This is a genomic window from Rhizobium viscosum, from assembly GCF_014873945.1.
Taxonomy (GTDB): Bacteria; Pseudomonadota; Alphaproteobacteria; order Rhizobiales; family Rhizobiaceae; genus Rhizobium; species Rhizobium viscosum.
Genome location: NZ_JADBEC010000001.1, coordinates 451,670 through 464,154 on the forward strand (window position 1 = coordinate 451,670; position 12,485 = coordinate 464,154).

The following is a 12,485-nucleotide window of genomic DNA, read 5'->3' on the forward strand; positions in this document are numbered from 1 at the left end:
CGTACGCTCTGCTGCTTTGAGGGGGTGTCAAAGGCATCAGGGGCGGAAAGCCAAGCTTCCCGCCCCGACCGCAGTTTCGTCAGGATCAGCTCTTGAAAGAGGCCGTCCAGTAATCTTCGATCTGCTTCACGAGCGTATCCGGAAGCGGAACGTAGTCGAGCGAGGAGGCTTCCTTCTGGCCCTTTTCGAGAGCCCACTTGAAGAAAGAGAAAGCAGCCTTGGAGCGTTCAGCGTCCTTCGGCTCCTTGTACATGATCGCCCAGGTGGTTGCCGTGATCGGCCAGGCCTTTTCGCCCGGCGCGTTGGTCATGATCAGGTAGAAGTCCTGAGCCTTGCCCCATTCTGCGCTTGCAGCGGCAGCCGAAAAGCTCTCGGCATTCGGCTTCGGATACTGGCCGGCAGCGTTCTGAACCAGAACGAAGGGCAGCTTGTTCTGCAGAGCGTAGGCGTATTCGACGTAGCCGATCGAATCCTTGACGCGGGTTACATAAGCAGCAACGCCTTCGTTGCCCTTGCCGCCGATACCAACAGGCCAGTTGACGGCGGTGCCTTCACCAACCTTGGACTTCCAGTCCGGGTTTACCTTCGAGAAGAAGTTCGTCCAGTTGAAGGAGGTACCGGAGCCGTCAGAACGGTGAACAACGGCGATCTGGCTGTCGGGCAGCTTCAGGCCCGGGTTCAGATCGGCGATGGCCTTGTCGTTCCACTTGGTGACGTTGCCGAGGTAGATGTCAGCGAGAACCTTGCCGGAGAGCTTCAGTTCGCCTGATTTGATGCCCTTGACGTTGATGACGGGAACGATGCCGCCAACGACGAGCGGGAACTGGCCGAAGCCGCCAGCCGTCAGATCTTCCGGCTTGAGCGGGGCGTCGGAAGCGCCGAAGTCAACCGTTGCAGCCTTGATCTGTGCGATACCGCCACCCGAACCGATCGACTGGTAGTTCAGCTTGTCGCCGGTTTCCTTGTTGTAGTCTGCGGACCATTTCGAAAGAACCGGATAGACGAAGGTGGAGCCAGCGCCGGTAATATCGGCAGCGGAGGCCGAGACTGCCAGAGCGGCAACCAGGCCGGCGCCGAGGCAGGCCGAAAGAAGTTTCTTGGTGAGCATTTGCGACTCTTCCCTGATGGAACTAGAGGACGACGAGGTCCGGCGCCATGGAGGGGGTGTCCATTGTCGAGAGCGCTGAATTTCCTCATCACGGGAACGCGGCTAGGCGCCCATTATTACAGTTTGATGACAGTTTGTGATGGGCGACATGAAATGCAAAGCTGTGCATAAGTCGCTGAAGTCACTGACTTTCCTGATGAATCGCGCGCTGACAATGCCTTGGCGAATGAGGTGTGGCCCTATTGCCGCAGGGCTGCGGTCGATTGCCGCAGCAATGTGTGAAAATGTCGTTTTCAGACGCCAAAACGCTCCGAGGACCTGACGACCGCCCGCGTGTGCTACCGCAATCTACGCGGCATGCTCTTGAAGCTTGCTGGATATTTCGAGTGCCGACATAGGTTTGCCGATCAGATAGCCCTGGAGCTGGTCGCAGCCGGCCTCACGCAGGATCGCCGCCTGGCGCGTATTCTCGATACCTTCGGCTGTCACGGGAATCTGCAGAGCGGTCGCCAGGGAGATCGTGGCCCTCAGAACGTCGGCGCCATTCGAGGCTTGGTCGAGAGCGGACACGAGCGAACGGTCGATCTTCATGCGATCAAACCCGAACTGCCGCAATGCGCCGATGCTTGCATAGCCGCAGCCAAAGTCATCAAGCGCGAATTTTATACCGACCTGTTTGAGGTGATCTATCGACCGACGGGCCTGTTCCGGGTTTGTCATCAGGACGCCTTCGGTGATCTCCAATGTCAGGCGCTTAGGATCGAAATCGAGCTCCTGCAGAAGCGAGATCACTTCGGCGGCGAATTCCGGGTTGCAGAGTTGGACCGGCGAAACGTTCACCGACAATGCCAGGCCAGGCCAGTTCTTGGCGTGCCCGATGGATGTTTTCAACATGTGAGTGCCGAGTGCATCGATGAGGCCGCACCTTTCGGCGAGCGGGATGAAAATCTCAGGGCTTATGTTTCCCGCTGGAGTTCGCCAACGCGCCAGTGCTTCAAGACCAGTAACAGCGCCTGTCGCAGCGGAGACGAGAGGCTGGAAAAAAGCTTCGATCGCACCATTGCTGATGGCGCTCTTCAACAGAGCTTCCATTTCGGCGACCCTCTGGCGTTCCCGATCCAGCTCCGGGTCGTATTCGATCGCCCGGCCTCTGCCGTTTGCCTTGGCCCGATAGAGCGCCATATCCGCCCTGCGGAGGAGCTCCAAAGGCGGTACGTCTCCGTCACGTGCGGCAGCTCCGATGCTTGCGCCGACTTCGATCGTTCGCCCTTCGATTTTGAAGGGTTCGGTGAACAGCGCCAGAATAGTCTCTTCTATCTCCCCACGCGCGGCGGTTCCAATCTGCACCAGCGCAAACTCGTCGCCTCCCAGTCGGGCGGCCGCAACGACTTCAGGGTGACAGGCGATCAGGGCGTTCGAGACGATCCGGATCAGATCATCCCCTACCGCGTGCCCCCAGGCGTCATTGACTGCCTTGAAGCCATCGAGATCGACCAGATAGAGCCGGGGTGGCGCAACATGAGTGTCTTCCAGCTCTTCCAGCAGTGCGAGAAGCCCATGCCTGTTCAACAGGCCGCTCAGGCTATCGTGGTTCGCCTCGAAAATCGCCGCTTGGGCCAATTGGCGCAGGCGGCGCGCCTCGGATGCGCCTACCAGCAGAACGCCCCCCAGGAACATCAGAAGGATGATGACAGCGGCCGCAACGTAAGGATAGACCTGGTGAAACACGGCGGTTCCGGGCGCTTTGCTGGGCCAGACAAGGTGGCCGATGACGCCACCTCCTATGTCCGAGATCGGTGTGTTCAGCAGGCCCGCCTCAGGCACGGCGGCAAGACGCAGCCCTTCGAGTTCGTGCTCGTCCGAAAAGGTGCCGAGAACTTCCGACGTGAGATCCTTGTAGAGACTCAGCACACTCAGCTTCGGAAGCTCGCCTTCCACGGTGAAAGGCTGGATTGCCTGCGACACGATGAGCGCGATTCCCGTTTCGGTCCGGATGAAATTGACCACCGGTGCCTGTCTGGATTCGGCGGCTTTGTTGATCTGCTGGTAAAAGCCTTGACCGAAAAAAACGCTCGGCTGGATGGGCTTGCCTTTGGCATACGCGGAAACGACCGAAGAGCGGTCGGGGCCGATCACGACGGCGCCGTCGTAGAGCGGATAATCCGCGCTGGTTTTTCCCCAGTTCTCATAGGCCCAATCCGCGGCGGCGGCGGATGAGATCGCGTTATAGGCGTCATCCCATGCGGCGTTGTCCGTGGTTGTCGCACTCAAGCGACTGCTAAAGGCTGCAATGGCCGCACGGGCGGCGCGCGTGGCCCTGGCATCATCGATCTCGTTTGCAGATCGGGTCATCGTGGCGACGACATGGGCCGTGAGGCCCGTCAGCACGAGGGCGACGACGAGGAAGAAAATGGTTGTCGCAATGATGGAAGACGCTTGGGTCCGAACGTGTCTACCCGCAAGATTCGACGACATGCCAATCCCGAAAAGATGAATTGCAAGGGCATGTCTTTGGTGACGGCAGGAGACATCATGTCCGCAATGCGCTGCAGATGAGGTTTAGCATTTGATGATGTAGACACTCTTAATGAGAACGATCAAAAACCGTCTATCCGGGCCGGCGCTCAGACCTTGATCACGTAGTCCTTGCGAGTCGTTTCAACGACTTCCCAGGTTCCCTTAAAGCCCGGCCTGAGGATAAGGCGATCGCCAGCCCTGAGATGGACCGGCTCACCGCCATCCTCGGTCACGATCGAATGGCCGGAAAGCAGGCTGAAATATTCCCACTCCTCATAGATGATCCGCCACTTGCCGGGCGTTGCCTCCCAGATACCGGCATAGAGACCGCCGTCGGCCTCCTCGAGATTCCAGGTGCGAAATTGCGGATTGCCGGAAATGATGCGCTCGGCGGCGGGAGCGCCGACTTCCGGTTCGACGCCGTCGATATCGAAGGAGATCGTGTTTGCCATGGTCACCCTTTCCCTCAGTGTCCTTCGCGGCAGAGATTAAACACAAAAAGAACGACATCGGCAGAGTCAAAACTCGCCGACCATCGCGGCAATCAAAAATTCTTAGTATCACCGATACCTGACAGAGGCGTGCGCCCGGCGGGTCGGCCCCGTACCTTAGTTGCAGCGAAGACAGCGACGGCCATTTCGAAGTCGCGATGCGGGCTAGATGCAGTATTAGCACAAATTGATATATGTCCGAGGGCGTTGCTCTATGTGAAAATGCGTCCCCTAACACCACAAGGGAGGCATCCATGAAGCCTTTTTGTGTCGCATTGACGATTTGCCTGGTGTTCGGCACGTCGGCAAGTCGCTACATCTCCCTTCCAGGTTATGCGTTCAGGACAGACCCGACTTGCCACCGCACCGTCTCTAAACTCCAGTTCGACAGGAAATGCGATTGGCCGAGAGTCGGAATAAAAGACTTTTCGCAGCCGAACCAGTTTGGCTTCGGGCTCTAAATGGCCCAGTTAAGCAAAGTCTATCGCCGCCTTGCGATAAGTTCTGGCAGAGGACGGGCAATGTTGAATTTTTTTGTCCGCTATTTTCGTCCGATCGGACGAAAGCCGCGCCCGAGTCTATTCCACTCGGACGCTGATCCCATGGTTGTATCCCGACAAAGGTAGTCTGCGAAAATACAAGCGTTGCTGCGAGGGACGCTCAGATCTGAGACAGCGACTGTTCGAGATCGGCGATGATGTCCTTCACATCCTCGATGCCAACAGAGAGGCGCACCACGTCCGGCCCGGCGCCGGCGGCGATCCTCTGCTCGTCGGTCAACTGCCGGTGCGTGGTGGAGGCCGGATGGATCACCAGGGAACGCGTATCGCCGATATTGGCAAGATGCGAGAAGAGTTCCAACCCCTCGACCAGCGCCTTGCCAGCCTCGTAGCCGCCCTTGACGCCGAAGGTGAAGACCGAGCCGGCGCCCTTGGGCGAATAGCGCTGCTGCAGGGCGTGGTTCAGGTCGTCCTCCAGGCCGGCATAATTGACCCAGGCGATCTTGGAATGGGCCTTCAGCCATTTGGCGACGTCAATCGCGTTGTCGCTATGGCGCTGCATGCGCAGCGGCAGCGTCTCGATGCCGGTCAGGATCAGGAAGGCGTTGAAGGGCGAGATCGCGGGACCGAGGTCGCGCAGGCCGAGCACGCGGCAGGCGATCGCGAAGGCAAAATTGCCGAATGTCTGGTGCAGCACGACGCCGTTATATTCCGGCCGCGGGGTGGAGAGCATCGGATAGTTGCCGGTCTTCGACCAATCGAAGGTGCCGCCATCGACGATGATACCGCCCATGGAATTGCCGTGACCACCGAGGAACTTGGTCAGCGAATGCACGACGATATCGGCACCGTGCTCGATCGGCCGGATGAGATAGGGGGTCGCCATGGTGTTGTCGACGATCAGCGGCAAGTCGTGACGGTGGGCGATTTCGGCGATCGCAGCGATATCGACAAAAGTGCCGCCGGGATTGGCAAGGCTCTCGATGAAGATCGCCCGGGTCTTGTCGTCGATCCTGCTCTCGAAATCACTGGGGCTCTCAGGGTCAGCCCAGCGCACCTGCCAGCCGAAATTCTCGAAGGCATGGCCGAACTGGTTGATCGAGCCGCCATAGAGGCGGCGGGCGGCGACGAAATTCTCGCCCGGACGCATCAGCGTATGGAAGACGATCATCTGCGCCGCATGGCCGGAGGCGACGGCGAGCGCTGCCGTGCCGCCTTCAAGGGCCGCGACGCGTTCTTCCAGAACCGCCTGTGTCGGGTTCATGATGCGGGTGTAGATATTGCCGAATTGCTGCAGGCCGAAGAGGGCTGCAGCATGGTCGGAATCGTTGAAGACGAAGGCCGTCGTCTGGTAGATCGGTGTAATCCGCGCGCCGGTCGCCGGATCGGGCTGCGCGCCCGCATGAATTGCCAGCGTGTTGAATCCCGGATCGTTTTTGGCCATTTCGTCCTCCCGTACTGTTGTTGACGGGCGCGATCATAGCCGCTCGAATTCGAAAGTTAACCGCGATCTTTTTCAACCGCGGCGCGCTCCGGAGAAAATCCGTTCTGCCTGACGGCGTCAGCCGAAAAGACGCGGATACTCGATCGCCGGGCAGCGGTTCATGACGACCTTGATGCCACCGGCTTCAGCCTTGGCGGCGGCCGCGTTGTCGCTTACGCCGAGCTGCGCCCACACAACCTGCGGGCGGGGATCGAGTGCCAGCGCCTCATCCACCACGCCATCAAGATATTCGGATGCGCGGAAGACATCGACCATGTCGACTGGTTCGGGGATGTCGGCGAGACGGGCATAAACGGTCTGGCCCTGAATCTGCTTGCCTGCCTGTCCCGGATTGACGGGAATGACCTTGTAGCCGCGCGACAGGAGATAACCCATGACGCCGTTGCTCGGCCGGGCCGGATTGGGCGAAGCCCCCGTCAACGCGATGGTTCTGACGGATTTGAGAATGCCCGAGAGATAGTCGTCGGCGTAAGCATCATGGTTCATATCTTGTGTCTCCGGTCAGGTGTCTTCAGGAGGAAGATTTTGACAGTCCGATTCATTGAAACCGGGCGGCTTGCTTCAACGTATATATAGGTGCCGGAAAATATCAGGGAGAAATTGTGCCATGAAAAAACTAGTCCTTGCGCTTGCGCTCGTGCTGTCAGCCTCGCCGGCGCTTGCTATCTCACGCTACAATCCGCTTGCGATGAGCTGCCAGAGCGTGCGGGCAGCGATCCATAACGAAGGCGCAGTCATCTTTCGCTACACTTCACCGCGCGGCCTTCCTCTCTACGACCGCTATGTCCGCAACAGCAACTATTGCGACGCGACCGATTATGCGGAATGGACGAGCATTCCCTCCAAGGACAATCCCAGGTGCCGGGTGCTGAACTGCCAGAATATAGACAACCTGGACGGGATGCTACTCATTCCACACTATAGTCTCTAACTCGGCATTCATTCGGAACTATGAATATCATTGGTCCTTTCGCACCTGCGAGAGGACCTGGCCGTCAATCTGAGGCCACAAATTGCAGCCAGAACATCCTATGGTTGCTAATTTATAATCATTTCAAAGTTATAGAATAATGTCTATATTTCAGCATCATAGGATTGTCGACACTCTCCTTCCAAAGAAGAATTTCACCTTTCATACATAATTTGATCATGATATGTTCGCGTGTTCATTAGAAACATCTCATAGTTGTGTGAGCCAAGCGTAATTGAACGCATTTCGAGCGCACGCACAAATTGCTACAACGATAGGCAATTGTTCACCTGATCAATCCATGCTATTGAAAATTTGACCGTGCGGAGTACACCTTCCGGGGCAAATCACGCAAACCCAGGTTGTTATTTCAAGGCAGGTTCAAGCGGGAAAGCTGTGATGTTTTCCCGTATCTTGTTGCACTGCTCCTGGACCATCCGCCTTGCCCCTCGATGTTCTCCTTCTTGTCCTTTTCGGTGCTCTTCTGCATGCGACATGGAATGCCATCATCAAAGCCGGCAAGGACAAGTCGCTTGATGCGGCGCTGATCTCTGCGGGCGGCGCGGTCGCCTCGCTGCCCTTCCTGCCGTTGCTCCCCCTACCACAGCCGCAGGCCTGGCCTTTCATCGGCGCTTCCGCCATCCTGCAATTTGCCTATTTCCAGCTGGTCGCCGCCGCCTACAGGGCCGGCGATATCGGCTTGGTCTATCCGCTGATGCGTGGCGCCGCCCCCATGCTCATCGTCGCCACCAGCGGCTTCATCCTGGGAGAGCATCTGACGGGCGGTGCGCTTGCCGGAACCATGACGATCTGCGTCGGCATATTCACGCTCGCCTTCGAAGCGCGCCACGGCAGCCGCCACGCGATCATGCTGGCGCTTATCAACGCCTGCGTCATCGCCACCTATACCTATGTGGACGGCGTCGGCGCCCGGCTTTCCGGAAACGCGGTTTCCTACACGCTGTGGATGTCGCTTCTGCCGCCGGTTCTGCTCTTTGCCTGGGCGGTTTCGCAGCGCGGTCTCGTAACTGTCGCCACTCACGTCAGGCGCAACTGGTGGCGCGGGCTGATCGGCGGCGCGGGCTCGATCGCTTCCTACGGGCTGGCGCTCTGGGCGATGACGAAGGCCCCGGTTGCGACGGTGGCGGCGCTCAGGGAAACCGCCATCCTGTTTGCGCTTGTCATCTCGGTTGTGGTGCTGAAGGAAAAGGCCAGCGCCTGGCGTTACCTCGCCGGCATCATCATCGCGCTCGGCGGGCTGATCCTGAAACTTGCCTGATCACTCGCCCTTCCATTCGGGCGTACGCTTGCCGAGGAAGGCGCCGATGCCCTCTTGCGCATCATCGGTCAGCATGCTGTCGACCATCACGCTTGCGGCATAATCATAGGCTTCCGCGACGGGCATTTCGAGCTGCTTGTAGAAGGCTTCCTTACCGATCCTCAGCGCCTGCGGCGACTTCGAGGCAATAACGGAAGCGTATTTGCTGACCACCTGCGTGAGGTACTGCTTCGGCACGATACGGTTGACCAGGCCGAAATCCTTTGCAGTCGAGGCGTCGATCGTCTCGCCCGTCAGCAACATCTCCATCGCCTGCTTGCGGTGGGCGGCGCGCGAAACAGCGACAGCCGGCGTCGAGCAGAAAAGCCCGATATTGACGCCTGGCGTGCAGAAGGTGGACGTGTCCGTGCAGATCGCTAGATCGCAGCTTGCGACGAGCTGGCAGCCTGCTGCGGTCGCGAGCCCATCGATTTCGGCGATGACCGGCTTCGGCAGGCGGCTGATCTCCAGCATCAGGTCGGCCGCCAGCGCAAAAGTCTCTTCGAAGAAAGCGACGCCATCGTCCTCGTCGGCGCGATGAGCGGTCAGTTCCTTGAGGTCATGGCCGGCGGAAAAAACATTTCCCGTCGAAGCGATGACGACGATGCTAACATCCTCATCCTTGGCCGCACCCTGCAGCTCGCCCATCAGCGTTTCCATGAGCGATATGGACAGGGCATTGGCCGGCAGATTGTTGAGCGTCAGCCGCAATATGCCGCCGGAAAGCTGGCGGAGCACGAGGGCGCCCTCGCCCGAATTGTTGTTGTCCTTGCGGAAGGATACGATCTCGGCCATGGCATGTTCCTGTGCGCTGTCTCTATCCTCGTCTTCTGCCACAAGGGTTAGGCGATTTCGAGCCTGATACGGCAGCTGCGCGACCTCGAAATGCGAATCTTTGGTCATTTCCGGCAAAGTAAAATGAGGTATCCACATACCTCATATCTAAGTTATTGTTTTCTCTACTCTATTTTTACGGACGCGGAAATGGCTTATATTGACCGACTAACCGATTGCCGTTATAAGCCGCGCCGGAAATGCAGCCTTTCGGGGCTGTTTTTCTTTTTGGTCTGTCTTTACAGCCAGCCCAACCAAGCAACAAGAAACGCCCCTCGCCTTCGGGCATGGGGATCCAAGAGAGAGTAACAATTATGGCAACCTTCTCCCAGAAGCCTGCAGAGGTGGAGAAGAAGTGGGTCGTCATCGACGCCGAAGGGCTCGTCGTTGGCCGTCTCGCTTCCGTTATCGCTATGCGTCTGCGCGGCAAGCACAAGGCAACTTTCACGCCTCACGTTGACGACGGCGACAATGTTATCGTCATCAACGCTGACAAGGTCGTTTTCACCGGCAAGAAGTATTCCGACAAGGTTTACTACTGGCACACCGGTTATGCCGGCGGCATCAAGGAGCGTACCGCTCGCCAGATCATCGAAGGCCGCTTCCCGGAGCGCGTCCTCGAGAAGGCTGTTGAGCGCATGGTTCCGCGCGGCCCGCTCGGCCGTCGCCAGATGAAGAACCTGCGTGTTTACGCCGGCCCGAACCATCCCCATGAAGCCCAGCAGCCGTCCGTCCTCGACGTCGCCTCGCTGAACAAGAAGAACGTAAGGAGCGCCTGATAGTGGCTGACCTCTCTTCCCTGAAGGATCTCGGCACGTCGTCTGAAGTAGCTGCTGCTGCTCCGGCTCACGTCCGCAAGGTCGACTCGCTTGGCCGCTCCTACGCGACCGGCAAGCGCAAGAACGCCGTTGCCCGCGTATGGGTCAAGCCGGGCTCCGGCAAGATCATCGTCAACGGCAAGGAATTCGCGGAATATTTCGCACGTCCGGTTCTGCAGATGATCCTGCGCCAGCCGATCGTTGCTGCTGCCCGCGACGGCCAGTTCGACATCGTTGCGACCGTTGCCGGCGGCGGTCTTTCCGGCCAGGCCGGCGCCGTTCGCCACGGTCTGTCCAAGGCTCTCACCTACTTCGAACCGGGCCTGCGCTCGGTCCTGAAGAAGGGTGGCTTCCTGACCCGCGACAGCCGCGTCGTCGAACGTAAGAAGTACGGTAAGGCCAAGGCCCGCCGTTCGTTCCAGTTCTCGAAGCGCTAATCGCTTTCTGGATATGCTTTCATGGAAAGGCCGGGTTTTCGCCCGGCCTTTTCGTTTATTCGGGCTTATTGAAGAAAGCCTCAAGCCGATAGCCGTCGGGATCGATGACGAAGGCGGCATAATAGAACTGGCTGTAGTCCAGGCGGATGCCCGGCGCGCCATTATCCTCGCCGCCATTGGCAAGTGCTGCAGCATAGAAGGCATTGACGGCCTCTTCGCTCGTGGCGACGAAGCAGAAATGCAGCCCCGAGCCGCGATCGGCCGGCACCGGGCGCTCGACTTCGCTGACCCAGAAGCCAGGCCGTTCAGCGCCATATCCCATCGTTCCGTCAAAATTGGATAGCCGCTCGTAACCGAGTGCCGCCAGCGCCGCATCATAGAATTGGCGCGATCTATCGAGGCTTTTGACCCCGATCGAAATATGATCGAACATTGCCTGTCGCTCCTTCCTGGTTGGGTCGGAACAGCTTCTTGGAAGCGGTTTACGAAGTCAACGCGCCACACGCACCTATTGTCGCCGGTACTGCCGGCTGCTAAAGCCACATCGGGTTTCAAACCGGACAAGACAGGACCTGACATGGGAGCCACCCCGTCCGCAGACAGATAGGCCGCAGCAACCTTTTGAAGTTGTTGCGGCATCTGTCCGATCAATCAGACTGCGATGAGAAGGCAGATCGCCGCCGAATGAACTCATTCGAGCGGATGAATACCTATGCCTTCCCAAAACACGAACTGGACTTGCTCCCTGCCGGCAGCACTGCTGCTTCTGGCACCCTTCGATATCCTGGCCTCGCTTGCCATGGACATCTATCTCCCAATCGTTCCGACGATGCCTGAAGCACTCGGCACATCGGCAACAATCGTTCAACTGACGCTGAGCCTCTACATGCTGATCCTCGGGGCCGGACAGATGCTCTTCGGCCCTCTGTCGGACCGGATCGGCCGGCGCCCGGTTCTGCTTGGCGGCGCGCTGCTGTTTGCGGCCTCTTCGCTGCTGCTTGCAGCCACTTCGTCGGCCGCATTGTTCGTCATGCTGCGTCTGCTGCAGGCGGCTGGCGCTTCAGCGGCACTTGTGGCGACCTTTGCAACGGTACGCGATGTTTATGCCGTGAGGCCGGAAGGCGCCGTCATCTACAGTCTGCTTGGCGCGATCCTCTCCTTCGTGCCGGCGCTCGGACCGATCGCCGGTGCATTGATTGCCGATCATGCCGGGTGGCGTGCCATCTTCCTGCTGCTCGGCGGACTGATGCTTACGGCGACCCTCAATGCATTTAGAGGCTGGCACGAAACGAGACCTGCGGCATCCGCCGATGCAACGATCAGCGTGTATGCAATCCTGGCGAATGCGCATTTCTGGACCTACACGATGGGGTTCAGCGCGGCGATGGGAGCCTTCTTCGTGTTCTTTTCCACCGCACCTCGTGTGCTGATCGGTCATGCCGGCTTTTCGGGTCTCGCTTTCAGCCTTTCCTTCGCCACGGCGGCAGCGGTAATGATCATATCCGCGCGCTTCGCCGGCCGCTTCGTCGCGCGATGGGGAATGGCCGGCAGCCTTGCCCGCGGCATGGGCCTGCTTCTCGTGGGCGCATTGCTCCTCGGTATCGGCGAAGTGTTTCTTGCTCCCTCGTTCACCAGCTTTGTCCTGCCAATGTGGGTGATTGCCGTCGGTATCGTGCTGACAACAGCAGTCACAGCAAACGGTGCGCTGGCAGCCTTTGGCCAGACAGCCGGAACGGCGGTTGCGCTCTATTTCTGCGTCGAAAGCCTTGTTGTCGGCTGCATCGGCACGCTCTTCGTGCTGCTGCTGGACGGCGATACGGCCTGGCCGCTCGCCGGCTATTGCGCGGTGATGGCTATCGTCACCCTACTTGCGTTGCGCCGTATCCGCGCTCGCGGCTGAGACCGCGGCGGCGGAGAAGATCCGCCGCCCTAGCTTGAAATGTGATTCCTTGAAATCTGGCGGAAGCTCGCCTACCCCTTCCTATAGA

At 58.8% G+C, this 12,485-nt stretch carries 12 protein-coding genes; 5 read left to right on the forward strand and 7 right to left on the reverse strand.

The genetic code is table 11. The features are described 5' to 3' along the window. Positions 1-85: 85 nt before the first annotated feature. From pstS to H4W29_RS02345, 5 genes are all read right to left on the reverse strand, one after another. A complete protein-coding gene (pstS, locus tag H4W29_RS02325; RefSeq protein ID WP_018114587.1) occupies positions 86-1,108 on the reverse strand; it encodes a phosphate ABC transporter substrate-binding protein PstS in 1,023 nt (340 codons plus the stop codon). Positions 1,109-1,456: 348 nt separating this feature from the next. Next, complete coding sequence (locus H4W29_RS02330) at positions 1,457-3,583, reverse strand: bifunctional diguanylate cyclase/phosphodiesterase (RefSeq protein WP_192727484.1); 2,127 nt, start codon at positions 3,581-3,583, stop codon at positions 1,457-1,459. Between the two features lie 149 nt (positions 3,584-3,732). Continuing rightward, on the reverse strand, positions 3,733-4,077 hold the full coding sequence (locus H4W29_RS02335; RefSeq protein ID WP_192727485.1) for a cupin domain-containing protein: 345 nt from the start codon (positions 4,075-4,077) through the stop codon (positions 3,733-3,735). Positions 4,078-4,776: 699 nt separating this feature from the next. After that, positions 4,777-6,060, reverse strand: coding sequence for an O-acetylhomoserine aminocarboxypropyltransferase (locus tag H4W29_RS02340; protein WP_192727486.1), 1,284 nt, complete (start codon positions 6,058-6,060; stop codon positions 4,777-4,779). 117 nt (positions 6,061-6,177) lie between these two features. Continuing rightward, the gene (locus H4W29_RS02345; protein WP_192727487.1) at positions 6,178-6,606 is read right to left on the reverse strand and encodes a CoA-binding protein; all 429 of its coding nucleotides are present in this window, start codon (positions 6,604-6,606) and stop codon (positions 6,178-6,180) included. Between the two features lie 121 nt (positions 6,607-6,727). Here H4W29_RS02345 and H4W29_RS02350 point away from each other — a divergent pair, with 121 nt between their 5' ends. Beyond that, the gene (locus H4W29_RS02350) at positions 6,728-7,051 is read left to right on the forward strand and encodes a hypothetical protein (RefSeq protein ID WP_192727488.1); all 324 of its coding nucleotides are present in this window, start codon (positions 6,728-6,730) and stop codon (positions 7,049-7,051) included. 481 nt (positions 7,052-7,532) lie between these two features. After that, entirely contained in the window at positions 7,533-8,369 is an 837-nt protein-coding gene (locus H4W29_RS02355) for an EamA family transporter (protein ID WP_192727489.1), read from the forward strand. Here the strand turns inward: H4W29_RS02355 and H4W29_RS02360 are convergent, their stop codons facing one another. After that, positions 8,370-9,203, reverse strand: a complete 834-nt coding sequence (locus H4W29_RS02360) for an enoyl-CoA hydratase (RefSeq protein ID WP_192727490.1) — start codon at positions 9,201-9,203, stop codon at positions 8,370-8,372. Positions 9,204-9,556: 353 nt separating this feature from the next. Here H4W29_RS02360 and rplM point away from each other — a divergent pair, with 353 nt between their 5' ends. Together rplM and rpsI are read left to right on the forward strand one after the other, a co-directional pair. Then, positions 9,557-10,021, forward strand: coding sequence for a 50S ribosomal protein L13 (gene rplM / locus H4W29_RS02365; protein ID WP_018114579.1), 465 nt, complete (start codon positions 9,557-9,559; stop codon positions 10,019-10,021). Positions 10,022-10,023: 2 nt separating this feature from the next. Further along, the gene (gene rpsI, locus H4W29_RS02370) at positions 10,024-10,497 is read left to right on the forward strand and encodes a 30S ribosomal protein S9 (RefSeq protein WP_007819867.1); all 474 of its coding nucleotides are present in this window, start codon (positions 10,024-10,026) and stop codon (positions 10,495-10,497) included. Positions 10,498-10,552: 55 nt separating this feature from the next. Here rpsI and H4W29_RS02375 read toward each other — a convergent pair whose 3' ends face one another. After that, positions 10,553-10,930, reverse strand: coding sequence for a VOC family protein (locus H4W29_RS02375; RefSeq protein ID WP_192727491.1), 378 nt, complete (start codon positions 10,928-10,930; stop codon positions 10,553-10,555). A gap of 279 nt (positions 10,931-11,209) precedes the next feature. On the opposite strand from H4W29_RS02375, the gene cml reads away from it, so the two are divergent. Further along, positions 11,210-12,397 (forward strand): CmlA/FloR family chloramphenicol efflux MFS transporter, encoded by a 1,188-nt coding sequence (gene cml, locus H4W29_RS02380; protein WP_192727492.1) that lies wholly within the window; start codon positions 11,210-11,212, stop codon positions 12,395-12,397. Positions 12,398-12,485 lie beyond the last annotated feature (88 nt).